Source organism: Candidatus Poriferisodalis sp. (assembly GCF_965215815.1).
Taxonomy (GTDB): domain Bacteria; phylum Actinomycetota; class Acidimicrobiia; order Acidimicrobiales; family Poriferisodalaceae; genus Poriferisodalis.
This window is the reverse complement of the sequence record NZ_CBDCEO010000012.1, coordinates 102,490-126,733: the sequence shown is the minus strand read 5'-3', so window position 1 is coordinate 126,733 and position 24,244 is coordinate 102,490. Positions and strand designations below refer to the sequence as shown.

General features: G+C 65.6%; 24 protein-coding genes and 5 tRNA genes. 12 read left to right on the top strand and 17 right to left on the bottom strand.

Annotated elements, in window-relative coordinates; genetic code table 11:
* Nucleotides 1-127: 127 nt before the first annotated feature.
* Together tig and ACOOHB_RS02595 are read left to right on the top strand one after the other, a co-directional pair.
* Nucleotides 128-1,642: a trigger factor gene (tig, locus tag ACOOHB_RS02600; protein ID WP_420443259.1), complete on the top strand. Its 1,515-nt coding sequence runs from the start codon at nt 128-130 to the stop codon at nt 1,640-1,642.
* A gap of 35 nt (nt 1,643-1,677) precedes the next feature.
* Nucleotides 1,678-2,319, top strand: coding sequence for an ATP-dependent Clp protease proteolytic subunit (locus tag ACOOHB_RS02595; protein ID WP_420444642.1), 642 nt, complete (start codon nt 1,678-1,680; stop codon nt 2,317-2,319).
* A gap of 85 nt (nt 2,320-2,404) precedes the next feature.
* Here ACOOHB_RS02595 and ACOOHB_RS02590 read toward each other — a convergent pair.
* The 5 genes from ACOOHB_RS02590 to ACOOHB_RS02570 form a co-directional block, all read right to left on the bottom strand.
* Nucleotides 2,405-2,476 (bottom strand) — tRNA-Gly (locus ACOOHB_RS02590).
* Nucleotides 2,477-2,484: 8 nt separating this feature from the next.
* Nucleotides 2,485-3,669, bottom strand: coding sequence for a glycine cleavage T C-terminal barrel domain-containing protein (locus ACOOHB_RS02585; protein WP_420443258.1), 1,185 nt, complete (start codon nt 3,667-3,669; stop codon nt 2,485-2,487).
* A gap of 44 nt (nt 3,670-3,713) precedes the next feature.
* Nucleotides 3,714-4,667: an SDR family NAD(P)-dependent oxidoreductase gene (locus tag ACOOHB_RS02580; RefSeq protein ID WP_420443257.1), complete on the bottom strand. Its 954-nt coding sequence runs from the start codon at nt 4,665-4,667 to the stop codon at nt 3,714-3,716.
* A 186-nt stretch (nt 4,668-4,853) separates the two neighbouring features.
* Nucleotides 4,854-5,807 (bottom strand): SDR family NAD(P)-dependent oxidoreductase, encoded by a 954-nt coding sequence (locus tag ACOOHB_RS02575; RefSeq protein ID WP_420443256.1) that lies wholly within the window; start codon nt 5,805-5,807, stop codon nt 4,854-4,856.
* Nucleotides 5,808-5,810: 3 nt separating this feature from the next.
* Complete coding sequence (locus ACOOHB_RS02570) at nt 5,811-6,323, bottom strand: VOC family protein (protein WP_420443255.1); 513 nt, start codon at nt 6,321-6,323, stop codon at nt 5,811-5,813.
* A 230-nt stretch (nt 6,324-6,553) separates the two neighbouring features.
* Here ACOOHB_RS02570 and ACOOHB_RS02565 point away from each other — a divergent pair, with 230 nt between their 5' ends.
* The 4 genes from ACOOHB_RS02565 (at nt 6,554) to ACOOHB_RS02550 (ending at nt 11,297) form a co-directional block, all read left to right on the top strand.
* Nucleotides 6,554-8,050 carry a CoA-acylating methylmalonate-semialdehyde dehydrogenase gene (locus ACOOHB_RS02565; protein WP_420443254.1) on the top strand — a complete coding sequence of 499 codons (1,497 nt, stop codon included), beginning with the start codon at nt 6,554-6,556 and terminating at the stop codon, nt 8,048-8,050.
* A gap of 96 nt (nt 8,051-8,146) precedes the next feature.
* Nucleotides 8,147-9,238 carry an AAA family ATPase gene (locus tag ACOOHB_RS02560; protein WP_420443253.1) on the top strand — a complete coding sequence of 364 codons (1,092 nt, stop codon included), beginning with the start codon at nt 8,147-8,149 and terminating at the stop codon, nt 9,236-9,238.
* A 47-nt stretch (nt 9,239-9,285) separates the two neighbouring features.
* Entirely contained in the window at nt 9,286-9,450 is a 165-nt protein-coding gene (locus ACOOHB_RS02555; RefSeq protein WP_420443252.1) for a hypothetical protein, read from the top strand.
* A gap of 11 nt (nt 9,451-9,461) precedes the next feature.
* Nucleotides 9,462-11,297, top strand: coding sequence for an SWIM zinc finger family protein (locus ACOOHB_RS02550; RefSeq protein ID WP_420443251.1), 1,836 nt, complete (start codon nt 9,462-9,464; stop codon nt 11,295-11,297).
* A 42-nt stretch (nt 11,298-11,339) separates the two neighbouring features.
* Here ACOOHB_RS02550 and ACOOHB_RS02545 read toward each other — a convergent pair whose 3' ends face one another.
* Nucleotides 11,340-11,753 carry a PIN domain-containing protein gene (locus tag ACOOHB_RS02545; RefSeq protein WP_420443250.1) on the bottom strand — a complete coding sequence of 138 codons (414 nt, stop codon included), beginning with the start codon at nt 11,751-11,753 and terminating at the stop codon, nt 11,340-11,342.
* Complete coding sequence (locus ACOOHB_RS02540; RefSeq protein ID WP_420443249.1) at nt 11,740-12,030, bottom strand: hypothetical protein; 291 nt, start codon at nt 12,028-12,030, stop codon at nt 11,740-11,742. Before ACOOHB_RS02540 ends, ACOOHB_RS02545 begins: the two co-directional genes overlap by 14 nt.
* Before the next feature lie 1,032 nt (nt 12,031-13,062).
* On the opposite strand from ACOOHB_RS02540, the gene ACOOHB_RS02535 reads away from it, so the two are divergent.
* Complete coding sequence (locus ACOOHB_RS02535) at nt 13,063-13,245, top strand: HNH endonuclease signature motif containing protein (protein WP_420444641.1); 183 nt, start codon at nt 13,063-13,065, stop codon at nt 13,243-13,245.
* Nucleotides 13,246-13,527: 282 nt separating this feature from the next.
* Here the strand turns inward: ACOOHB_RS02535 and ACOOHB_RS02530 are convergent, their stop codons facing one another.
* From ACOOHB_RS02530 to ACOOHB_RS02515, 4 genes are all read right to left on the bottom strand, one after another.
* Nucleotides 13,528-14,238: an RES family NAD+ phosphorylase gene (locus ACOOHB_RS02530; protein WP_420443248.1), complete on the bottom strand. Its 711-nt coding sequence runs from the start codon at nt 14,236-14,238 to the stop codon at nt 13,528-13,530.
* On the bottom strand, nt 14,235-14,879 hold the full coding sequence (locus ACOOHB_RS02525) for a hypothetical protein (RefSeq protein ID WP_420443247.1): 645 nt from the start codon (nt 14,877-14,879) through the stop codon (nt 14,235-14,237). Before ACOOHB_RS02525 ends, ACOOHB_RS02530 begins: the two co-directional genes overlap by 4 nt.
* 79 nt (nt 14,880-14,958) lie before the next feature.
* A tRNA-Pro gene (locus ACOOHB_RS02520) sits at nt 14,959-15,035 on the bottom strand.
* A 181-nt stretch (nt 15,036-15,216) separates the two neighbouring features.
* The gene (locus ACOOHB_RS02515; RefSeq protein WP_420443246.1) at nt 15,217-15,408 is read right to left on the bottom strand and encodes a ferredoxin; all 192 of its coding nucleotides are present in this window, start codon (nt 15,406-15,408) and stop codon (nt 15,217-15,219) included.
* A 244-nt stretch (nt 15,409-15,652) separates the two neighbouring features.
* On the opposite strand from ACOOHB_RS02515, the gene ACOOHB_RS02510 reads away from it, so the two are divergent.
* Together ACOOHB_RS02510 and ACOOHB_RS02505 are read left to right on the top strand one after the other, a co-directional pair.
* Entirely contained in the window at nt 15,653-16,495 is an 843-nt protein-coding gene (locus ACOOHB_RS02510) for an LLM class F420-dependent oxidoreductase (RefSeq protein WP_420443245.1), read from the top strand.
* Between the two features lie 47 nt (nt 16,496-16,542).
* Complete coding sequence (locus ACOOHB_RS02505; protein ID WP_420443244.1) at nt 16,543-17,199, top strand: NUDIX hydrolase; 657 nt, start codon at nt 16,543-16,545, stop codon at nt 17,197-17,199.
* Nucleotides 17,200-17,251: 52 nt separating this feature from the next.
* Here ACOOHB_RS02505 and ACOOHB_RS02500 read toward each other — a convergent pair whose 3' ends face one another.
* The 6 genes from ACOOHB_RS02500 to ACOOHB_RS02475 all read right to left on the bottom strand — a co-directional run bounded on the left by ACOOHB_RS02500 (nt 17,252) and on the right by ACOOHB_RS02475 (nt 23,017).
* Entirely contained in the window at nt 17,252-20,113 is a 2,862-nt protein-coding gene (locus ACOOHB_RS02500) for an ATP-dependent DNA helicase UvrD2 (protein WP_420443243.1), read from the bottom strand.
* Nucleotides 20,114-20,177: 64 nt separating this feature from the next.
* Nucleotides 20,178-20,846 (bottom strand): GTP cyclohydrolase I FolE, encoded by a 669-nt coding sequence (gene folE, locus ACOOHB_RS02495; RefSeq protein ID WP_420443242.1) that lies wholly within the window; start codon nt 20,844-20,846, stop codon nt 20,178-20,180.
* 71 nt (nt 20,847-20,917) lie between these two features.
* Nucleotides 20,918-20,991 (bottom strand) — tRNA-Arg (locus tag ACOOHB_RS02490).
* 84 nt (nt 20,992-21,075) lie between these two features.
* Nucleotides 21,076-22,014, bottom strand: coding sequence for an NUDIX hydrolase (locus ACOOHB_RS02485; RefSeq protein ID WP_420443241.1), 939 nt, complete (start codon nt 22,012-22,014; stop codon nt 21,076-21,078).
* Between the two features lie 7 nt (nt 22,015-22,021).
* A complete protein-coding gene (locus ACOOHB_RS02480; RefSeq protein WP_420443240.1) occupies nt 22,022-22,489 on the bottom strand; it encodes a hypothetical protein in 468 nt (155 codons plus the stop codon).
* Nucleotides 22,490-22,507: 18 nt separating this feature from the next.
* On the bottom strand, nt 22,508-23,017 hold the full coding sequence (locus ACOOHB_RS02475; RefSeq protein ID WP_420443239.1) for a glycine/sarcosine/betaine reductase selenoprotein B family protein: 510 nt from the start codon (nt 23,015-23,017) through the stop codon (nt 22,508-22,510).
* Between the two features lie 107 nt (nt 23,018-23,124).
* Here ACOOHB_RS02475 and ACOOHB_RS02470 point away from each other — a divergent pair.
* The 3 genes from ACOOHB_RS02470 to ACOOHB_RS02460 all read left to right on the top strand — a co-directional run bounded on the left by ACOOHB_RS02470 (nt 23,125) and on the right by ACOOHB_RS02460 (nt 23,959).
* Nucleotides 23,125-23,200 (top strand) — tRNA-His (locus ACOOHB_RS02470).
* Nucleotides 23,201-23,243: 43 nt separating this feature from the next.
* Nucleotides 23,244-23,317 (top strand) — tRNA-Lys (locus tag ACOOHB_RS02465).
* A 96-nt stretch (nt 23,318-23,413) separates the two neighbouring features.
* Entirely contained in the window at nt 23,414-23,959 is a 546-nt protein-coding gene (locus ACOOHB_RS02460; RefSeq protein ID WP_420443238.1) for a beta-class carbonic anhydrase, read from the top strand.
* Nucleotides 23,960-24,244 lie beyond the last annotated feature (285 nt).

The window sequence follows — 24,244 nt, the reverse complement described above, 5'->3', positions numbered from 1 at the left end:
GATGTTGACGGCTCAGGGTTGCTCGCCAAGGATGGCACAGCCCGCACCGAACAGCGTGATCTGTTTCATCCCGGCCGTTCGGTATCCACGGGGAGCGGTCGAGACGCACCGGTAGGCTCCGCGCTTCGTGAAGACGACGCTGACGCCGCTGGATTCAGCGGATTTCATCGGGCCCGCGCTGATTTCTGAACCGGACCCTCCGGTTGAGGACGAGACACCGGCTGACCCTGACACCGACGACTCCGGCAACGGTGAGACTGCGACAGAACGAATTGTCGGTCCCCGCGTCAAGCTGACCGTCGAGGTCGACGCCGAGACGTTCGACGCCGACATCGAGGCTGCTTTCCGCAAGCTGGCCCGTGAGGTGCGCATTCCCGGGTTCCGACCCGGCCGCGCACCGCGAAGGGTGCTGGAATCGCACTTCGGATCCGAGGTCGGGCGCGCGCAGGCGCTCGAAGAAGCGGTGCCCCGCTACTACGCCCAGGCAGTGCGTGACAACCACGTCGACGTGGTGAACCAGCCCGAACTGGAGTTCACTCTCGATGGCAGCGAAGGGCCGGTGGCGTTCGAGGCGACGGTCGAGATCCGACCGGTGGTGTCGATCTCGGGCTACAAGAGTCTGCAGGTCGAGATTCCCAGTCCCGAGCCGCCCGAGTCCGAGATTGACGCCCGCATCGACGAGACGCGCCGCCAGTTTGCCGATATCGCCGAAGTGGAGCGCGCCGCGGAAGTTGGCGACCGTGTCACGATCGACATCGAAGGGTCCGTGGACGGCGAGGCGCTGCCCGGACTCTCGGCCCAGGACTACCTCTACGAGGTCGGCAGCGGTGGCATCGTGCCCGAGGTCGACGAGCAGCTCATCGGCTGCGATGCCGGAGCCGAGTTGTCGTTCAGCGCGCCACATCCGGTGCAGCCCGAGATGGAGATCGACTTCGAGATCAATGTCAACACGGTGTCGGAGTTGGTTCTGCCTGAACTCACCGACGACTGGGTCGACGAGAACACCGAGCACGACAGCATCGCGGACCTTCGCGAGGTCACGGCACGGCAACTGGGCTTCGGCCGCATCATGCGAGCCAACATGGCTCTGCGCGACGAGGTGCAGAAGCAACTCGCCGGCCTTGTCGATGGACCGGTTCCCGATGCCATGGTGAGCGGGGCAATCGCCGATCGCATGTCAGAGCTGGGCAGCGGGCTGCAGCAGCGAAACATGACGATTGAGGACTGGTTGGAGTCAACGGGCCAGGAGCCTGCGTCGTTCATCGGGGAATTGCGAGATGATGCTGAGCGTGGCGTGCGTCTGGATCTGGCTCTACGTGCCCTGGCCACCGCTGAAGGCCTGCAAGCCGACGACGATGACATCGACGCAGAGTTGGAACGGATGGCAGCCAACGATGGCCGCAGCCCGGCCCAATTGCGCGACGTCCTGGCAGAAGCCGATGGACTCGCTCACCTCACATCAGCGATTTGCAAGGGCAAGGCGCTTCAATGGGTCACCGAAGCCGCCACACTCGTCGGACCCGACGGCGACACCATCGACCGCTCAGCGCTCGAATTCCCGTCGCCCGATGACTCCGAAAGCGTTGACGACACCGAAGCCGGCAGCGACGAAGACGGCGAAGACGACAAGGACACACCGTGACGACCGAGTTCTCCGCAAAAGCGGATCAATCTGACATCAGCGCCGGACGGCACAGTGCCCGCAATTACCTCGTGCCCACCGTCGTGGAACAGACCAATCGGGGTGAGCGGGCGTACGACCTGTACTCGCGGCTGTTGAAGGAGAACATCATCTTCTTGGGCACGCCCATCGACGATGTCATCGCCAACCTGGTGTGCGCGCAGCTGATCCATCTGGAGTCGGAAAATCCCGACAAGGACATCAACATCTACATCAATTCCCCTGGTGGAGACATCAGCTCGCTGTTCGCCATTTACGACACGAGCCAATACATCCGCAACGACATCACCACGATCTGCCTGGGCCAGGCGGCCTCTGCCGCTGCGGTGCTGCTGGCCGCGGGCACGCCGGGCAAGCGCATGGCGCTGCCCAATGCGCGGGTGCTCCTGCACCAACCCTACGGGCAGGCGATGGGTCAAGCCACCGACATCGAGTTGGCGGCGCGCGAGATCGAGCGGATGCGCCAACGGCTTGAGCGGATCATTGCGCACCACACCGGCCAGGACCTCGAGCGCATTCACACCGATACCGACCGGGACTTCATCATGGATGCCGAATCCGCCAAGGAGTACGGGATCATCGACGAGGTGATCGCGAACCGCCAGGTGCTCGAGGACGGCCCGATTCGCGCTGCCTAAGGGGCCGCGCCGGAGAGGTGTGCCCGCTGCGGAGGCGACAGGGCCTACCCGCTCATGCTTTGCGGCGAGCGGACTACGCCGGGTGAGCGGACGACGGGAATCGAACCCGCATCATCAGCTTGGAAGGCTGAGGTTCTGGCCGTTGAACTACGTCCGCGGAGGCGGTCAGGGTAGCGGCGCGACGCTGGCGGCCTTATTCGGTCGGGCGGCAGCCTTGGAGCCAAGCGGCAGATTGAAGGGCAGTCGCGTCGTCATGGCTGGGCGGTCGATGCCGTCGAGATTGACCTGCAGCGCCGTGTCCGGCTCGAACCAGGGCGGGTCGAGCAGTGCAAGGCCGATGTTGGCGTCGAACTTCGGCGAGCGAGCAAGCGCTCGCAGCGTGCCGACTGGGTGACCGTCGGGGCTCTGCACGGTGCGTGGCGATCGCATCGGCGACTGCGGGTAGCCGTCGACGACGAGACCGACGAGGCGTCGCTGGGTGCCTGATGCCCGCCGAGCCTGGAGCGCCGCTTTGCCGATGAAGTCATGGCCCGTGTGGTCGCCGTTCTCTTCTTTCAGGCTCACGAACCGGCCGATGCCCGCCTCGTCTGGATCGGTCTCGGGATCGGTGTCGCCGCCGAAGGAGAGCAGGAAGCTCTCGATGCGCTCGGTGTTGTTCGGCGCGCCCACTGCAAGCCCGAAGGGTCGACCCGATTCCCACAGCAGGTCCCAGAGCTCTTCTCCCCGGGCGCCGTCCATCAAGAAGAGCTCGAAGCCGTCTTGGCCGGACCATCCGGAGCGGCACACGATCATGGGGATGCCGTTGTGAATGTGGTCCGCGAATCGGAAGAAGCGGCCATCGCGCACCCAGTTCCCCAGCGCCGCAGCCACGACATCAGCGGCGCGGGGGCCTTGGATCGCAAGCGGCCAGACGTCCGGCTCGGTCACGTCGACGTCGAATCCTCCTTCGCCCGCCACCGCTCGTGCCCACAGCAGCACATCGCTGTCGGCAGTCGAGAGCCAGAACGTCGTCTCATCGATGCGCAGCGCCATCGGGTCGTTGACGAGGCGACCCTCGTGGTCGCACATCGGCGCATAGCGGGCCGCACCGACCTCGAGGTCCCGCAGATCCCGCGCGCAGAGATATGTGACCAACCGGTGCGCATCCGGTCCGGCGATCTGCACTTGGCGTTCGCAGCCGACGTCCCAGATCGCGGCGGCTTCGGTCAGTGCCCGATAGTCCGCAGCAGGATCATCGGTGCTGATAGGCAGCACCGTGTGGTTGTAGACCATCGCCTTGGTCATGCCTGCTGCCACGGCGCGGTCGGTGAACGGCGTGGTCTTCGTCCGGGGGCCGATGATCAGCTCCATCCCGAGCTCCGGCCCGGCGATGTGAACTCGCGACCAGTGCGCAGCTAGCGGGCCAACGCGTGCAGGTGCCCCGCGTCGCGGAGTGCTTCGAAGAACTCCGGTTCGTAGGCGGACTCGGGGTCAGCACGGACGTTCTCGTCAATGACATGCGCGTCGTCACCGACGAGAATGCGCCACTGGCCGGCCAGCACTCCCGACAGGATGATCTGGGCGGCCTGAGCGGCCGTCGTCGGGGCGTCGTCACGAAATCGCGTATTGCGTTCGACGACCAACGCCTCAATCTCACCATCGCTGAACTGATCGAGCGGGATCCCCCGAGCCGCCATCGTCTTGCGCAGCAGCGGGACATCGAGGCCATGCGTCTCGGTGCTGTTCAGCGCGATCGAGGTGCCGATGTGACCGGGCATGACGACGTGGGCGCTGACGTGCGGAGCATGCACGGCGAGATCCACCATGAGCGCTTCGGTGAAGCCCTTCACCGCGAACTTCGCGGCGCTATAGGACGTGTGAGGCAGGCCCGGCCCGACGGTAGCCCAGAAACCGTTGATGCTGCTGGTGTTGACCATCGCTCCGGCATCTGAGCGGACGAGCATGTCCATGAACGCCCGGGCGCAATTCAGCACACCGTCCCAGCAGACGTCGAAGGTCTTGTCCCACGCTTCGCGCTGGTCGTCGATCACAAAGCTGCCGCCGCCGCCGACGCCGGCGTTGTTGAACAGCAGGTTGATGTGGTCGGTGTCGTGCTGTGCCGCGACCTCAGCGGCGAATGCTGCCACGGCATCCGCGTCAGTGACATCGCACTGGTGCGTCGTGATTCGCAAACCACTCGCCGCCTGCGACGCCGCCGTCTCGGCGGCTTGCTGCAGCGTCTCGGTATTGAGATCACAGGCCGCAACGTGCGCGCCTGCTGCTGCGAGCTGGCACACCAGCTCGCGTCCCATCCCGGTGCCGCCGCCGGTGACGACGGCAATACGTCCTGCGAGTTCAGTGACCGCCATGGGTCGCTCCCCCTGTGCTGATTCGCGGGCGGCATGTGCCGCCCGTCTCCCCGTGCGAGGCCGCAGTCTGGCAGCGCGACGGCGGTCGCGCGCCGAACCGGCACGTCGGATGCCCGATCAGCCTTCCGCCGGACCGCCCGCGAACATCTCGGCAGGTGTTATGAGCACCTCGGCACCGGTGCGCGGCTAGCGGCCGAACGTCTGCAGGTGGCCCGCGTTGCGCAGCCTCTCGAAGAACTCCGGTTCGTAAGCCGACTCAGGATCGGCGCGCACTGCATTGTCGATGGCCTTCGCGTCATCGCCGACCAGGATGCGCCAATTGCCCGCAAGGACTCCCGCCAAGATGATCTGGGCGGCCTCGGTTGCTGTCGTCGGGGCGTCGTCTCGGAAGCGCGTGTAGAGGTCGAGGACCAATGCCTCAACCTCGGTGTCGCTGGACTGATCGAGCGCCACCCCCCGGGCCGCCACGGTCTTGCGTAGCACCGGCGCATCGAGACCGTGAGCGGAGACGCTGTTCAGATCGATCAACGTGCCGATGTGGCCGGGCATCACTACGTGGGCGCTGACGTGGGACGCGTGCTGCGCGAGATCGACCATGAGCGCCTCGGTGAACCCCTTCACGGCGAACTTTGCCGCGCAGTACGCCGTGTCCGTCACGCCTGGACCGAGCGACGCCCAGACGGCCATGGCGCTGCTGGTGTTCACGATCGCTGCCGCATCTGAGCGGACGAGCAGGTTCATGAAGGCGCGAGCGCAGTTCAGTACCCCGTTCCAGCACACCTCGAAGGTCTTGTCCCACGCAGCTCGCTGATCATCGATCACGAAGCTGCCGCCGTGGCCGATGCCGGCGTTGTTGAACAGCAGGTTGACGTAGTCGGTGTCGTGTTGTGCTGCGACCTCGGCCGCGAATGTTGCCACGGCATCTGCGTCAGTGACATCGCACAGGTGCGTGGTGATTCGCACACCGCTTGCTGCCTGCGACGTGGCCAGCTCGGCGGCCTGCTCCAGCGTCTCAGCATTGAGATCGCACGCCGCGACGTGTGCGCCTGCCGCTGCGAGCTGGCACACCAACTCGCGTCCCATCCCGTCGCCGCCGCCGGTGACCACGGCAATACGTCCCGCGAGTTCAGTGACCGCCATGGATCAGCCTTCTGGTGGACTGCCTGCGAACATCTCGGCGGCCGCGGCTTCCATTTCCTCGGGAGTCGCGTCTCGCACATGGGTGGCGATCGACCAGTTGTGACCGAACGGATCGCGGATGCCGCCGAAGCGGTCTCCCCAGAACATGTCCGCCGGCGGCATGGTCAACTCAGCACCTTGCGCCACGGCCGCCTCGATGGTTGCGTCACAGTCGTCGACGTAGCGGTGCAAGGTGACCGACGAGCCGCCAAGTGCGGCTGGGGCTGATTCCGAGCCGGAGAACTCTGGAAAGTCGTCGGCCAGGAAGATCAGACCGTCGCCCAGGACCATCTCGGCGTGAATCAGCTTGCTGCCGTCGGGTGTGGCCTGCCGGTGCGCCTCGCGGGCGCCGAACGCGGCCGTGTACCACTCGATGGCATCGGCAGCACCGCCGGGCGAACCGTCAGTACGGGCACCGATCGTCATGTAGGGCACGACGAACGGCCGGTCGGCGGGAATCGGTTGCACATCGCTCATGGCGCGGACTCTAGCCACGGCCCGCAGAACGCAACGCTGCTCCCTACAGCACGCCCGATCAACCCGCAACGCTGCTTAAAGCGCCGCTCTCAAGAGCATTTTCGATCACCTCGCAACGCTGCTCCCGGCGCCGCCCCCAAAGTGCGTTCCCGTGCACCCCGCAAGGCTGCGAAAATACGTCATTCGGCGCGCTCGTCAAGCACTGGGCGCTGCCGGCAAGGAGGACTCTCATGAGGCAAGTCGACCATTGGATCGGCGGTCAGCGAACGCAAGGTTCGCCCAAGACGATGTTCGAAGTGACCGACCCGGTCACCGGCAGTGTGATCGCCACGGTTCCCATGGCGTCCGCGGGCGACGTGGACTTGGCCGTGGGCACGGCACGCACGGCGTGGGACGGTTGGCGGGAGGCCTCCATCTCGTCTCGAGCCGGGGTCATGTTCGCCTTCCGGGAGCTGCTCGAGGAGCATCGCTTGGAGCTGGCCGAGATGGTCTCGGCCGAGCACGGCAAGGTGCGAGCCGATGCCCTCGGCGAGGTGCGGCGAGGGATCGAGGTAGTGGAGTTCGCCTGCGGCATCGGCCAGTTGCTCAAGGGTGAGCGCACCGACGACATCAGCACCGAGCACGACGCCTACACAGTCCGCCAGCCGGTCGGCGTGGTGGCGGGTATCACGCCGTTCAACTTCCCGGCGATGGTGCCGATGTGGATGTACCCGGTAGCCATCGCCTCCGGCAACTGCTTCGTGCTCAAGCCGTCTGAGAAGGATCCGTCGGTGGCGGTGCGCATCGGCGAGCTGTTCGCCGAGGCCGGGCTGCCCGACGGCGTGTTCAGCGTGCTCCACGGCGATGCGGACGCGGTGAATGGCCTGTGCGAGCACCCCGGGATCGATGCGGTGAGCTTCGTGGGCTCGACGCCGATTGCTCGTCATGTGCACCGCACTGCGTCGATGGCCGGCAAGCGGGTGCAGGCGCTCGGCGGTGCCAAGAACCACATGATCGTGTTGCCCGATGCGGTCATCGGCCAGGCCGCTGACGCCGCCGTCTCGGCCGGTTACGGCTCTGCGGGAGAGCGCTGCATGGCCATCTCGGTGGTCGTGGCGGTGGGAGCGATTGCCGACGATCTGTCTGAGGCGATTTGCGAGCGGATCGACGCGCTGCGCATCGGCCCCGGGCTTGGTGCCGAGGCTGTGGACATGGGCCCGCTTGTCACTGCAGAGCACCGTGATCGGGTGCTCAGCTACATCGACCTGGGCGAATCCGAGGGCGCAGTTCTGGTACGTGACGGCCGTGGTCTTGTGGTGGACGGCCACCCGAACGGTTACTGGGTCGGGCCCACCTTGCTCGACGAGGTCACCACCGAGATGAAGGTGTACGAGGACGAGATCTTCGGACCGGTGCTGTGCCTGGTGCGGGTGGAGTCGTTCGAAGAAGCGATGGAGCTGATCGAGAACAACCAATACGGCAACGGCGTGGCGCTGTTCACCCGTGACGGTGGTGCGGCACGGCGGTTCCGGCGGGAAGCCCCGGTTGGGATGATCGGTGTGAATGTGGCCATTCCGGTGCCGATGGCGTACCACTCGTTCGGCGGCTGGAAGGACTCGCTGTTCGGCGACCACCACATGCACGGACCCGAAGGCATCCGCTTCTACACAAGGCTCAAGGCGGTCACCGAACACTGGCCCGACCCGGCCGACCGCGGCGTCGACCTGGGATTCCCGACCGCTCGCTGAGGGAGCAGTGCCCGCTATCGCCCATAGCCAGATCGCGGCCATATTGCTCAATTTTTCCGAGTGTTTTTACTCAAAATCTCCGAGTATGCACGCGGCATGGACCGGAGTCCGTTTCCGCATCACGGACCGTTGCGACCCGAGCAGGTGACAGGCCGCGAGAGCCTCGCTGTCGATCTCGCCCAGCGAATCGCGGATCGGCGGTTGACCGCGTTGGTGGGGCCGCGACGTTTCGGCAAGACAAGCCTGCTCAAGCGCGTGGCGGCCGACTTGGCTGCCGTCGGCCCACAACCTGTGTGGATCGACCTCTACCAGCTCACGTCGATGGCCGACTTCGCCGCGGCGGTCGACCGCGGTCTCGCGTCCGTCGTCGGTCCCGTACGCCGAGCGCTCGACTCCATCGCTGCCACGATGGCGCTGCGCATCGGGGTGCTAGGCGTCGAGCTCACTCGCAGCCCCAAGTATCGTCCGGACCCGGTGTTGTCGTTGCGCAACCTGCTCGGAGTGCTTACCTCAGCAGCGCAGCGTCACGACCTGTTCGTCGTATTCGACGAGTTCTCAGGCGTCGCCAACATCCAAGGAGGCGCGGGGGTGCTGCGGACCGAGCTGCAGCATCACTTCCAGTCGCTCGGCATCGTCTTCGCTGGCTCGGAACCCTCAACGATGCGAGCGCTGTTCAGCGAGCAGACCCAGCCCTTCTTCGCTCAAGCCGACCTCGTGGAAATCGGACCGCTCAGCGACGCCGCCGTCGGCCACATCGTCGAAGACGGCTTCGAGACCACGCAGCGGCACACCGGAGGAATCACCAGCCGGATCGTTGCAGTCGCCGCCGGGCACCCCCAACGTGCCATGCAACTCGCAGATGCCCTCTGGAGACGTGTCGAGCCGGGCGAGACGGCCGATATGCCGGCATGGGAGGCGGCACTCGCCGAGGTGCGCACCAACGTCGACGCAGCCTCCGAACGTATCTTCAGCCTGTTGCCAACCGGCCAGCAAGAGACGCTGCGAGCCATCGCTGCGGGCGGCAGTATCTACGGCGCCGCTGCGTCGGCACTTGAGCTTCCCCCCGGCAGCGCCCAAGACGCGGCCGAGAAACTGATCGGCAACGGCATCGTGCGCCGCGCCCAAGAGCGACTCGAAGTCATCGACCCGCTCCTCGCCGACTGGCTCCGCCGCCGCTTTCCTATCTGACGCCCGGCGCCGTTTCGCGGGTCTGCGCATCCAAGCTGGGACGATCCGTGCAGTGGTATCTCGTGTCAAGTCTGTTGCCCGGTTTCGAGCTGGGCGGCACTGAGGTTGGCTATTTCGAGGTGGAATTCGAGGGGGCGGTGCCGTGCTGCGGCGGGATGGCCCGTCACTCGGCCGGATTGCACGAACATCGTGGCTTCGGTGCCATCGACTAGGAAATCAGGTCGTGACCGATATCGGGGAATTGAGCGGATCGAGTCGTTCAGACGAGCTGGACGAAGTGCTCGACGAACACATGATCGGGGAACTCGCCGGTCTGCGCTCCTTTCAGCGAGGGGTCGGATACCTGAATGACCGTCGGGTGGAATCGGCGGCAGCGAGCGACAAAGGGGTGCGCGCGACGGTGCGCGGAACAATGCCGTACGACGTTGAGTTGTGGCTCGACGCCGACACGCTGAACTGGTCGTGCTCGTGCCCTGCGGCCGAAGACGGCTCGTTCTGCAAGCATTGCGTCGCCGTGGCGTTGTCGCTGCTGCGCACCGGCGAGCGTCCCGAAGGCGCGAGCGAGCCAACGCGGCCGTCGCAGCGCAGCCGAAGCGCCGACCCTGATGTCCCCCTGCTCGAGGGGTTCGTGCACCGGCTCGACGTCGAACGGCTGGCAGAGATCGTTCTGCAGCAGGCTGCCGACGATTGGCGCTTACGCGAACGCCTGCTGCTCGAAGCAAGGTCCGAGCAAGGCATAGGACCGGACTTGGATGGATGGCGTCAGCGGATCAGGGGCGTTTTCGACGCCGGGCGTCATGTGAGCTATCACGAAGTTCACGAGTGGGCAGAAATTGTCGACGAAATGATCGACGCGATGGTGGATCTCTGCGATGCAGGTCATGGCCCCGCAGTAGCGCAGCTCGCTGAATATGCGCACAGGCGGGCGGACACGGCGATGGGCCTTGTGGACGACTCTGACGGGTGGCTGACGGTTATATCCGACCGACTGGCGGATCTGCATCTTCAGGCGTGCGAGCAGAGCACATCAGACCCGGTCAAGCTGGCGAAGCGCCTCGCGAAGCTCGAGACGACGTCAGAATTGGACGGATTCTACCGGTCGGCAGTGACATATGCGGACGTGCTCGGCCCCTCAGGGCTGACCGCGTTCCGCCGTGCAATCGAGCCCCAATGGCGGCAGATCGACCCCAAAGACGACGGCTGGTCGTCGGACGTTTCCCGCCTGCGTGAAGCGATGATCGGTTGGGCGCTTGCCATGGACGACCCCGACGCACTCGTCGAGGCGCACCGGCGCGAACGAATTCGCCCCTCCGACATGGTCGAGATCGCCGCTGCCTTCGAACGGGCCGGCCGTGACGACGAAGCTGTCGAGTGGGCCCGTCGGGGTCTGTCAGGCACGGGGCACGGCTCATGGCATGCCGGTAATACCCGCGATTTTCTGGCTCGCAAGCTGCGCGAGCGGGGCGAGACCGAAGCCGCCGTCGATCTGTACTGGAAGACGTTTGAGGCGAGTCCGTCGCTGAGCAACTACCGCCGCCTGAAGCAGGAGGACACCGGTGTCGACTGGCTGAGCCGAGGCCGCAAGCATCTGCTCGGACGGCTCGATCCGAGCGGTGACAACACGTTGCTGGCTTACGGGGCGCCGGCTGATGGTTCGGTGCCCGAAGACGTCATGTCTGACGACGCTTCCGCCGCGCCCGCAGCAGCAGCAGCAGCCATCTTGACGGAGATCCTGCTCTTCGAAGGTCACGCTCAGCAAGCATGGGACACGGCTGTGCAACTGGGCACGAGCAGCCAGATGTGGATGACGCTCGCGAGGGAACGAGAGCAACGCTCACCTCGTGACTCGATCACGGTCTACGCCTCGGCGGCGCTGGCGATCATCGACCGCAAGAAGGCCAACCAATACAAGTCCGCCGTCGATCTGATGTCTCGAATTCAGCGTCTGGCAGCCGATGCGGGCGAGCCGGAATTGTTCGATTCGCTGCTGCAACGCGTCCGGACTGAGCACCGGGCGAAGCGCCGGCTCAAGGAGCTGCTTGACCGCGCCGGTTGGTGATCCCGTCGGGCGATCTGCGACACCCGGACGCTTCGATGGCCGTCACTGCTCGACGAATGGGTTGATGACCCGCAAGCCGTCGTAGTCCTGCTGTGCGCTCATGTCCTCGGAGTACACGGCATCGCAGCCCAATGCCTGGGCAGCAGCAAGAATCGCGCCATCCCAGTAGGACAGCCCGAAGCGCTGGCTGAGCGACACACCAGCACGAAAGACCTCGGCCGTGATCGGCTGGACCGGGAAGTCGTCGAAGACGCTGAGAAAGCGCATCGCCAGTTCGGCACTGAGGGCATGGGGGCGGTTGCGTCGAGTGGCCTGAACGAAGAACTCGGCCAGCACCTGCACCGAGAGCGCCAGGTCGGGCTGCTTGAGCAGCGCCACGGCGAGTCCGTGCTTGGCGGCATCGTCGGGCGCGGGACTTGCCGCATAGAGCAGGACGTCCGTGTCAACGAGACGCACTGCGCTCGTACAGTTCTTCGCGCGACAGATTGTCAGCCGTCCGGAAGCCACCAGCAGATGCAGCTATGACGCTCAGCACGTCGTCAAGATGCCTGCTCCGCCGCTGCTGTGCCGTCTCAGGCGAGTCCTCGTCGTCATCCAGCACGCCACCATCGCCACTTGCGAGACGCCTGAGGTAGCCGCGAACCAGCGCAGACACCGAGGTGTCCAACTCAGCAGCGCGAATGCGCGCCAACCGGTGCGTGTCGTCGTCAATTGTCACCGTGATGTTTCGCATGCCCATCAGTCTCCTGCTGTGCCACAGTAATTGTGACACACGTTATCTGTGTGCCACAGCCATCGGCTTGGATCGCCGTCCCTCCACCCACTCACGAGCGGGTCCGAGGGTGCTGTGCACACGCGGGGCGGCACGGCGGTTCCGGCGGGAAGCGCCCGTGGGGATGATCGGTGTCAACGTGGCCATCCCGGGCCCGACTGCTGACCCCAACATCATGGCTGTAACACCCCTCTCGTACGTTTGTTCTCATGGAGAGCGGCGGAGAATCCGGTTCGCAGGGCAGGGCTGCGGTCGCTGGGGTGCGTGTGGACTCGGTGGATGTGTCGGGGCTGTGCGATGCGGGTTTGCGTGCCCGGTTGCGAGAGCTCGGGCGGGCCGATTCGGCGCTGGCGGCAATGAAAGCGGCCGCGTTGGGCGAGATCGCCCGCCGCAAGGGAGCGTCTGTCGCCGAGCACACCGCCAAAGACACGCTGTTGATTTCAGGGCGCGCTGCGCGTGGGGATGTCAAGGCAGCGATGGCGCTGAGCGAACTGGACGCGACGCGTAAGGGTCTGGCCAGCGGCTTGGTTCCTGCCGGCCATGCACAGCTGATCGCGCGTGCAGCAACTGAGGGCCCCATCGACGAAGGGTTCCTGGCCCAGCGGGCACAGCACGAGGGCTGCGACGAGTTCCGTCGCACCGTGGCACGCCATGTGGCCGACCACAGCAGCGACGACGGTGCCTCGGTGCTCGAGCAGCAGCGTCAGGCGCGCACCGGGCGAGTGTTCACGAGCCGTGACAACGGCATGGTCGTGCTCAACGCACAATTCGACAGCGTCACCGGCGCTCGGCTGGCGACGGTGATCGCAGCAATGGAGCGCCACCTGTACCACCACGAAGACCCCGCAGCGCGGCCCAGCCATCCCCAGCGCACTGCCGACGCGATAGCGAAGCTGATCCTCGAACCTGACGCGCAGCGGCCTGCAGGCACCTCGCTGCTGGTCGTGGCGGACTACGACATGGTGAACCACCAGCTCACCAAGGCCCGTCTGTCTGACGGCACGCCGATCCCACCACATCATCGAATGGCAGGACGACGGCCCCACCGACTACGGCAACCTCGTGTCGGTCTGCAACCGATGCCACGACAAGATCCACCAAGAAGGCTTCGCCGTCAAACACAACCCCAACACCGGCCGCTTCCGGCTCCAACCCCCGACCCGGCCACCCCCGTAACTGTCACCGCCCGCCCAGCGGGCACTGACACCGACCACCGTGCAACAGTCGTGCAACCAGTGAATGCGCGTGGCCGTCAGTGTGCCGCCATGCGTGTGGAACATCCTGCACCGCGCTCGTTCCAGGGGCCTTGTCGAGCCATGCGCGGCGCTCGCGGTCCCAAATGGGCGACAGGTGAATCAGCAGCCAACTCGCTGCGCCAAAGCCTGCACTTACGACTCTGATCCTCAGTGCGCCCTTTCCGGGCGTGCGGCCGAAATCGAATGCCGCACAAACGCAGCCCTAGTACTCGATACAGAGGCCTAGGTCCGTGCACAGTTCGCCGACGAGTTCCAGTCCGGCCCCAGTCCCGAGGTCGTCGTATTCGATCGAGACGTCAAAATGGCGGTCGCCCTCGCCAGCAGTGTCGTAGATGACAGCGGTATGAGCGGCCTGTTCGACACTGCTCAGCAGGACTTGCATCGGAATTCTCGCGTGGGCGGCAGCAACCTCCATTTGGCGGGAATGCCAGATCAACCCGGTGATCGGCTCTCCTTCGATCTCGGATCGGGCGTGGTGATCCGCCCATCGGCGGGTGCACGCGTAATGCTCTGAAGGGCTGGATACGAGCTCTTCCCGTTCGAGCTGGCATCTGACGAGCTGATGGTTTCGCAGGTCGACGACCCTCAGGTCGGTCATGCACGTGAGGCGACGCAGGCAGCGCCCGCTCAGGTCCACACGCTGCACGGCTGAGGTGGTTCCCCAAACATCGTGCAGTGCAGTCTCCAATAGTGCGCCGATGGGGTTTTGCGCCAGATAGACGTAGGGGACCGCCTGAGCGTCGAGCGTGAACAGCGGCGCGAATCGACTGTCGCCATCCCCGCTTGGGTTGAACACTCCCTCACGGCGCGACACGTTGAACCACGTTGTCTCTGCGGGGATGGCCAGGGGTCGCAAGGCAACCGGGGCATCGGGATGCAGGACCCGGCAGCTTGCCGGATCGGGACAGGTCACTCTGCTAGTTGAGCTGCTCGGCGCTGAGCTGCCGCGTCGACGCGGTCAGGATTGGTCTCGATCACATCAGCAGCAATCTCGCCTGACAATCCGGCGTTGGGCTCAGCGATCCAACGCCAGATTCCCCAACCGGTCATGCCGGCGCTTCTCAGCGTTGACACCACAGGTTCCCATTTCTCACGCACTTCAAGTGCCTCGTCAAGGAGGACCGCAGGCACATGTTTCTCGCCGTTGACCGCAACCGTGAAGAGAGCGCCGCGCTCGCAGGCGCGCTGAATTTGCTTGTGAACGGTATTTGTGGGGCGATCTCGCGTCGAGGCGATTTCTTTGACGGTGAAGGTTCCCTGGTCAACCAGGGCTTGTCTTCCTGCGTGAATGCGGTACGCGTTGAGCAGCAGGGTCTCCGGGTCGGGCCGCTGATAGCGATCCCCGATCGCGCTCAGCGCCCCAGCGGCGCTGAACTCGTGCTCATCGCGATGCCGCTGCGAACTGAGGCCGGACGGAGTGGCAGTCGAGCCCGCAAGGCCCCACACATTCAGCCACTCGACGTACGCGCTAACTCGCGAAGTGAAGAGCCCGAGCGGCCTTGCCGGTCCGATAGCGAGAGAGGCCGAATCCTCGCCCTCAACTTCTCGGAGCATGCCGATCACCTCTTGTCCAAAACATACATGATTTGGCAATCGGTGACAATATAGACATCATAGAACTGCAACGGCCAACTGGTCGGGAAGGCGGGATTTGAACCCACGACCCCCTGCTCCCAAAGCAGGTGCGCTACCAAGCTGCGCCACTTCCCGAGTCTGAAGAGTTGACGGAGCGCTGGCGGGCCAGCTCTCGCGTTCGAGCGTACCGGTGGCGGTCCGATCGGCCTGTGTCGTTTCTGGGGCGAGCGGTGCCGTGTCGGGTTGTGGTGCTACCCGGTCGCGCGGCGCCGTCCGGCGCTTTGTTTTGCGGTCGGGCCCTGATCTGCGTTGGGGCTCAGTCGTCCGTCGAGATGACTTGGGTGGGGCAGCTCGCTGCCGCGGTGCGCACTGCGCTGTGCTGCTCGGCGCTGGGGCTGTCGTCCAGCAGCTGCACGAGACCGTCGTTGCCCACCTCGAAGATGCCTGGGGCGATCATCTCGCACGAACCGCTGCCGATGCACTTGTCGACGTCGATGGTGATCTTCACTGTGCCTCCAGGTCGTCCGGCCCCCAGGTCGTCGAGCCCGCACGTTGCTAGGTGCCCACGCAACGTGCCCCTGGAGATCCGGCAACACGCTACGCCACGCCGCTGTAACGCCCGACGTCACTCCGCGCTGCTGAAACGACGTACGCACCACGGCCGGTGCGCAACCGGGCACGTCCGACTCGTGGCCGTTACTCTCAGCGACGGCCACAACCGGCCACGTTCGCCAATCACGAGGAGGACCACCGTGAAAATCGGCGTGATGATGTTTCCCACCGACAAGGCCATCGGGCCAGTCGAGCTGGCCAAGGCCACCGAGGAACGGGGCTTCGAGTCGCTGTGGTTCCCCGAGCACAGCCACATCCCCACTAGCCGCGAGACACCATGGGGCGGCCGCGAGGGAGCACCTCCGCTGCCCGAGGAGTACTGGCGCACGCACGACCAGTTCGTATCGCTGGGTGCCGCCGCGGCGGTGACCGAGAACATCATGCTCGGCACGGGGATCACGCTCGTTGCCCAGCGCGATCCAATCTGGCTGGCCAAGGAAGCCGCCACCGTCGACCGGATCTCGAATGGCCGGTTCATCTTGGGCATCGGCTATGGCTGGAACAAGGAAGAACTCGCCCACCACGGCGTGAAGTACACCGACCGGCGCGCAGTCACCCGCGAGACGATGCTGGCCGTGCGCGAGCTGTGGACAAAGGACGAGGCCGAGTTCCACGGCGACTGGGTGAACATCGACTCGTCATGGCAATGGCCCAAGCCTGTGCAGGAAGGCGGCCCGAAGGTGATCCTGGGCGGCGCCGCAGGTCCGCGCACCATCGCCGACATCGTGGAGTTCTGCGACGGCTGGATGCCGATTTCAGGCCGTTACGACCTGGACGTGCCCATCAAGCAGATCCGGGAGTCCGCGATCGAAGCGGGCCGCGATCCCGATGAGATCGAGATTGGACAGTTCGGTACGCCCCCCAAGCCCGAGATCCTCGACAGCCTGGCCGAATTGGGTGTCACCCGCGTCGTGCTCGCACTGCCGCCGGCGCCCGCCGACACCGTGCTGCCGATCTTGGACAAGTACACCGAGCTGCTGTAGCCGCTGGCATCGTCGCCGCTGGAGTCGCCAGCAGGGACAATGGCTCGATGACTGACAGCGCTCCAGGCGTAGAACTCCTGGACTTCACCGACCAGCTCGGGCGGCGCCTTGGCACCGCGCCGCGGGCAGAGGTCCACGAGCGCGGCGACTGGCACCGCGTCTTCCACTGCCTCATCGTGACGGTGCGCGACGGCGTGCCGACAGCCGTGCTGCAGGGACGATCACGCTCCAAGGCGGCCTATCCGGGGCTGCTCGACATCAGCGCGGCAGGGCACTTGGCCGCCGGGGAGACACCGCTTGATGGAGTGAGAGAACTGACCGAGGAACTTGGCGTTGCTCCAGACACCAGCGATCTCGTGCCCCTCGGAGTCCGCAGAGTGGCGGACAACAGCGGTGAGGGCACGCTGAATTGTGAGTTGATCAGCGTGTACCTGCTGCGTGACGACCGCTCGCTCGCGGACTATGCGGTCGCTCGTGACGAAGTCGATGCTGTGTTCGACGTGCCGGTTGCGCCGTTCCTCACGCTGCTTGAAGGCGGGCCGCCAATCACCGTCGAAGGCGTCGCAGCGGCTGGCCATCCCGACGCTCACGACATCACTGCCGAAGTGACGCTGGACGCTCTTGTGCCCGGCACTGAGTACTGGGTGGTGCTGATGGTGATGGCCCAGCGATTCTTGGCTGGCCAGGGCCCGCTCGCGGTCTAATTCGGTTCCCGCTGGGCGGTCGACAGCCTGTGATTCGTGCCGTTGGCCTTTATCAGGCGTGTTCGGCGATGATGGCCAACGCCTCCGCGCCGTAGGCCTCGAGTTTGGCCGGACCGATGCCCGGCACGGCCAGGAGTTCGGCGTCATTGCGGGGCCGCTGGGCCGCGAGGGCAATGAGAACCGCATCCCCGAATACGACAAACGCCGGGACAGCATCTGCTCGACTTCGCTGAAGGCGCCAGGCGCGCAATGCCTCGAACAGCAACGCATCACGCGGATCAGTCGGTGGCTGGGGTTTGGGCTTGCGAGGCGAGCTTGAGGTTCCGATGCCCGACAAGGTCGCCGCAGTCCCGGCTGTGCCATCAGCATCGGCGCCCGAATTGCGTCCCACACCATGAGACGCTCCGGCCGCCGGTTCGGAGGGCGCCGGCGGCGCGAACTTGCTGAGCTCGCCAACGAACGAAGAAGACGGATCGTCGCAGACCAGCGTCACTGATTGCGAGCAACGGGTCAGCGCGACGTGAAACACGCGTCGTTCTTCCTCGACATCTTGCGCGAGGCGGTGCGGCATGAGCCCCGCCGACGCCTCATAGACGATGACATGCGGCCATTCGAGGCCCTTCACCTTGTGGACCGTTGCCAGCCGGATACCGGGACGCCGAGTCGACGATCTGCCGTCGGCGCGACCGCGTGCAGGTTGGGAGTCCACACCGAATCCGGCAGCTTCGCGGTCCCCGGATTCGGACAGCCGATCGGACAGCCAACCGCTGAAACCTGCCGGCGCGGGGTGCAGGTGGGCGACTGAGATGAGGGCGCGCAGATCGTCACCATGAGCAGAGCGATCGACTGACCGCCGGGACGCGTCCAAGCGAGTGTCCAGGCTGTTGCCGAGTCCGAGTTCATCGCGCACGAATTCCAGGATCTGCCGCGTCGTGAGCCTCTCACCGCCCGCGAGTTCCAAGAGCAACTCGACATCGTCGGCGAATTCGCGAATCTTGCCCGCGGTGCGCTCGTCGCTGAGGCGCCCGGCCAGGGCGCGCAGCTCCCGCACGCTGCGTTGCTCGCCGATCCACTCGATGACACGCGGTGAGATACCGCGAGGCGGTCGGCGTGCGGCATCCGACAGCGACTGAGGCGGCAGCGCACGCTGCGGTGCGATCGCGAGGGCCAGCCAGGCAAGTGCTGCCGAGACGCCAGTTCGTTCCAAGAACCCCCGCCCGAGCGGCGCGTCAGCAGCTACACCCATCTCGGCAAAGAGGATCTGTGGCACAAGCAGGGTGCTGTTGACCCGCGCCAGCACTGCGATCTCGGAAGGCTGCGCCCCGCGATCGATCAGAGCCATGACCGCGTCGCGCAGCGCGCTCGCTGGGTCAACGCCGGTGACGATCAGCAGATCGTCGGCGTCAGCGGCGTCAGCGGCAGCGCCGTCAGCGGCGTCAGCGTCGGCGGCATCGGCATCGGCATCGGTATCGGTTATCCCGGCAGCGCTGATCTGCTTGTCGATGCGCTGGCGGTTGTGCGACAGCAGATTGACTGCGGCGCTGACAACCGGCCTCGGACAGCGGTAGTTGACATGCAGCGGATGCCGCTTCGCACCGGGAAAATACGTCTCATAGTCGATCAGCCACTGCGGCGACGCCCCCGAGTAGCCGTAAATGGTCTGATCGTCGTCGCCGACGCCGAACACGTCGGCTCGCGGACCGGCGAGCAACCGGATCAGAAGCAAGTGCGCCGGTGTCAGGTCTTGGAACTCGTCGACGAGCAGCACGCCGCAGACACGCCGCGCCGTTGCGCGCGCCGCAGGATCCCTCAGCAAGATGTCGATCGCCCGAACGATTTGCTGATCGAAGTCGACGAGTCCATCGGCGGCGAGGTCGTCGACGTAACGCGGCGCCAATGTCACAAAATCGGACACGTCGGGCTGGAAGGCCTGCTCAACCTCGGCCGGGTCGCGCAAACCCAGCCGGGATGCGCTGAGCGCTTCCAGCCACGGGGCCAACTGGTCGGTCATGGCCCGCCGCCGACGCTTGACGATGCCATCGAGACGCTGCCGCACTCCCATCTCGTCGATCACCTCGACGCGCCCGTGCCGTGCCGGTCGGGCGAACGGGCCCGAGCCGTTGCAGATTGCCAGCGCAAGGCTGTTGAGCGTGCGCACCTCGAGTCCCGCAAGATCGGTCGTGCGCTCCTGCATCTCGGCCCGTGCGCGCACGTTGAACGCCACTAGGCACACAGCGCTGGGGGTGACGCCCAGATCTCGCACGAGATAGCGCGCCCGCTCGGTGAGCACACGGGTCTTGCCAGACCCTGCTGGCGCGACGATGCAGGCGGCACCGCCCAGATGACCGACGGCGGCGCGCTGATCGCCGGCCAGATCAGCCTCCGGTGCACAGGGCCGAACGACTGCCAGGCTCCCCGCGGCGAGATTTGCGGCGGGGATGACGCCATGGGTGAGATCGAACGCGTCCAACGGTCCCCCGTCGCACCACGCCGGCCCGCTGTCGGTAACGACGTCGCCCTCGCCCGAACCTGCGCAGATCTGCGCTCCGAGCGATACGGCTGCGTCGACGGGGGCGAACCGGGCGCGGCGCGCATCCCGAGCATCCACGACGTTGGAGGACAGCAGGTGCGAGAGGACTTCGGCTCGCATCGTCATGCCGACGCTGAGCTCCCACCAGCGGGCCTCCCACACCGGCGTTCCGCCGGGCACATCGCCCTCAAGCTCCACCACCAGCGGGACCCGCCTCGACCACGCGTCACGCAGGCGTCGCCCGACCTCCATGGTGAAGGCGTCCGGCCGTACCACGAGACGCTCGCAGGCGCTCCACGGCGAGGGTGCCGCTTGCCCTGGGCTCACCAGCACGCTGCGCCCGAGCTGTGGCGGGCCCGCCAGCGCCGCCGCGGTTACGTTCACGCTTTCTCCAAGTCGAACAGCGCTCGGGGGCCGCTGCTGGTCCCGGTCTGCACCGACCGATGCGCTAGCGGCCGATGCCGATGAGGTGCATCGCCTCCGCACGGGTTGCGGTGTTGCGGAATTGGCCGCGCACGGCTGAGGTGATGGTGAGCGACCCGGGCTTCTGCACTCCCCGCATCGACATGCACTGGTGCTCGGCCTCGACCACCACGAGGGTGCCGCGCGGCTCAAGCACCTCCATCAGCTTGTCGGCGACCTGAGTCGTGAGCCGTTCTTGCACCTGAGGCCGGCGGGCGTAGGCCTCCACGAGACGTGCCAGCTTCGACAGCCCCGTGATCATGCCCCGCTCGCCGGGGATATAGGCCACATGGGCCCGGCCGACGAACGGCATGAGGTGGTGTTCGCACATCGAATAGAAGGGGATGTCACGCACCATGACCATCTCGTCGTGGCCGGTCTCGAACTGCACCTTGAGATGATGCGCGGGGTCTTCCTGCAGTCCAGCGAACACCTCCGCATACATGCGGGCCACTCGCTTCGGCGTCTTCTGCAGGCCTTCGCGGTCGGGGTCCTCGCCGATTGCGAGCAGGATTTCCCTGACCGCTCGCTCGATGCGGTCGGTGTCCACCGATTGTTCGGTGACGGCACCGTTCGTGGCTGCGATCGACGGAGTCTCGACAGAGATGCTGGGCGTCGATGCAGCGCTTGTGCCAGAAACTGAGCCGTGCGGCATCCGGTGAACCTACCTCCCTTCGACGGTGACACCATCGCCCATTTGGATATTGCACAGTGGGTCAGGTGACGCGCCCCCGGCAGGACTCGAACCTGCAACCGGCGGGATAGAAGCCCGCTGCGCTATCCAGTTGCGCCACGGGGGCCAGCGCCATCCTGCCACCGAACTCGCGCGGCTCCAAGGTTCACCCGGCTGCCCCAGCAACCGCGTCGGTGGTGCCCGATGAGGGCTAGCGCGAGGGCCAGCGCAGGATGCCGGTCTCGGTGCGGCCGTCGGCAGCCTCGTAGTCGGGGTCGTCGGGGAAGGCGATCCGGTGCGGACCTTCGTTGTCGTAGCGAATCCGCACCTGCTCGTCGTCGGCAGGGGTGCCTCTTCCGGCTGCCGCCACCGCTTCAGCGACGGTGCCGAAGCGCGTGAAACGGTGCAGCATGCCGATGGTGGGCGTCATCATCACCATGTCGCCGGTTTCGTTGCGCCTGATCGCGTCAGCCGGTCGCACCCACTGGTGCTCAACGGCTTCGTCGTGGTCGGGCAGGGGCGTCTGACCGTCCGGCATCGCGGTCAAGAAGAACCGTGTGTCGTAACGGCGCGGCGAGCCCATCGGTGTCACCCAGCGCCCGATGAAATGGACGTTGTTGCCATCGAGCAGCAGGTCTTCGTTGCGCACGGTCTCGATGAAGTCGCGCTCGCCGGCATTGACCTCGTCGCGGTACTGCGAGAACCGCCCCGCGACATCGGGAGGTGAGAGGTCGATGATGCCCGAGGGCAGGTCCCTGGGGTCTTCGACGCCCGCCGGGTGGTCGTGATGGGCGAGCAGGATGCCAGCCTCCTCGAAGGTCTCCCGAAGTGCTGCAACCCAGAAGGCAATGCCGCCGCGTTCAATGCCGATGCTGTATGAGGCGTCGGTGTCAGTGAGGCCTGCCACCGTCTCATCGGCGCGCTGGGTGGCATCGTCGGGATCGACCGCGCCCCCGGGATACACCCACATGTCGCCCACGAAGATCGACCGGGCGTTGCGCTTCAGCATGAGCACATGTGGATCGTCGTCGCCGGACAGGATCATCACGGTTGCCGCATCGCGAACGGGAATGGATTCAGGGTCGTAGTCGCCGCCGGATCCGGGCGACTTGGCGCCCACGGAGGCGCGGCGCTCGGGCTGTTCGCTCACAGGCGGGTCAGTAGTCGATGCCCGCGCAGACGAGGCAATCTTCGCCGTCGTGGCTGGCGCGGGCGGCTTCTGCGTCCTGCTCGGTCTGATACTGCGGCGTCGGATGACGCTGGACCCGATCGTCGTCGTAGGTCCCAGATGCGGACTCACCGCCCGTCGGCACAGCGGACTCGGGCACATCAGCAGCCTCGGCGGAGGGCGCGAACACCTTGTCCTTCCAGCGGTCTGACTCCGACCAGCGGTAGCGCAGATGCGCCATCGACCCCGGCACACGCAGGTTCTCAACAGCAGCGAACGCGTCCCGAAGGATCGCCAGGTTGAGCTCCGGCTCGTTGGGCCGGCCAGACGTGTGACCGAGCGGGTAGTCCAGGTAGGCGGCGCGAGGCGGCCAGGCCGCCCTGGTGATGTCACGTGCGCTCGTCACTGACAGCGTCGGGATCCCCTCGGCCTCGATGGCCCGTGCGATCAGACCCACGGTCTGATGGCAGACCGGTCAGACCGGAACAAGCAGCACCGCGTCCAGTTCGTCGGCCACGCAGCGCTTCGTCAGTTCAGGGATGAGCTCGGTGCGGACCTTGCGGGTGCTGTAGATGCCGCCCATGAGGGTGTAGGCGTTGGGACCCAGCTCGCCGATCTCGCCGCTGTCTCGCAAGGCACGCAAGCCATCGATCGGGAACACGCAATTGATGTCCGAGCGGGCATCGGTCAAGTCGTAGGCGAAGTGCGTGGCGCGCAGCTGAGCGGGGTCGATGTCAGTGGGAATTGCCCGGTACGTCGTGTCGTCGCGAAAGTGGAACGCCGTCTGGCCGACGGAATAGACGCCACCCGTCGCGATGAGGCCCACGCGGCATTCCGAGATCGGCTTGGTCAGCGGTGCCCACGGCGGCGGTGTCTCGCTATGAAGCCAGCGGTACTCGCCGTATCCCAGTCCGATGTACTGGGCCGTGATCCGAGGGATGTACTCGACTGGCGGCTTCCGAGCCACGACGGTCTGTGCGCTCACGCTCCTACGGTACGCCGTCGGGCTCGCGCCTGTAAGAGCTCACCGCAGAGTCGCCACGAAATCCGGTAGCGAGGCAGTGCCGCCCGTGGCATCCTTGACCACCTCGTGCGGGTCGTAGCTCAGTTGGTTAGAGCGCCAGTTTGTGGCACTGGAGGCCGGGGGTTCGATTCCCCTCGATCCGCCGCACCCTCGCTCGGAGGGTGTCGTTAGCCTTGCGGGGCATCTCGCGCCTCTAGCTCAATTTGGCAGAGCAACGGACTCTTAATCCGCAGGTTCTGGGTTCAAGTCCCAGGGGGCGTACTACTGGTCTGCCGAATCACTTCGGCTGCTGAGTTGGTCAGCACAGCGCTGCACGTTTGATATTCCACGCGTCGATAGCAATGACGAGGACATCGGATGAATCAGCGAGAAGCAGACGACGAGCCGAGGGTGTCGGACTTCCACTCGACGGCCGACGACTTGGTCGAACGCAATCGGCGCGTCGCCGACATCGTCAAGACGCCTGGGATGGCACGCGAACCCAGCCGGCACGTGGCGATCGTCACCTGCATGGATGCTCGCATCGATCCCTTGGCTGCGCTGGGCCTGAGCGTCGGCGAAGCGCACATCGTGCGAAACGCGGGAGGCGTCGTCACCGACGACGTGATCCGCTCGCTGTGCATCTCTCAGCAGTTGCTCTGCACCCGCGAGATCCTGGTCATCCATCACTCCGAGTGCGGCATGTGCGGTCTCGACGAGACGTCCTTCGAGGAAATGCTCGGTGAGCGAACCGGGGTCCGACCACATTGGCCGATCGGTGCATTCGCCGACCCCGTCGAAGACGTGCACATCGCCATCGCAGCGCTGCGAGCCTCGCCCTTCATCGAGAACGACACGGTGATCCGCGGCTTCATCTACGACGTCGAAACCGGCCTGCTCAACGAGGTACAAGCGGGAGCCTGACGCGTTCCCTCTGTGTTCCGGCGGCGGGGATCTCGGTGCTCGATGGTGCAGCACACAGGACCGTCGACACTGGACCAATGTGAGGCGTCAGCTCGACAACGAGGTCCAAGTTTTGCCGGGCGATTCGCGAATGAAATTCGAACACCACAGTGGGGAACGACCGAGGCGTTTGCGTCCTGCAGTTGTGCGAGGGGTCGATCGGTGGCTCGCACGGCGGGATGCCGAAGCTGGTGGTATCGGTGCCGCTACCGCCCGGCACTGACTGGTCGCGTGGGCCCGTTGGCG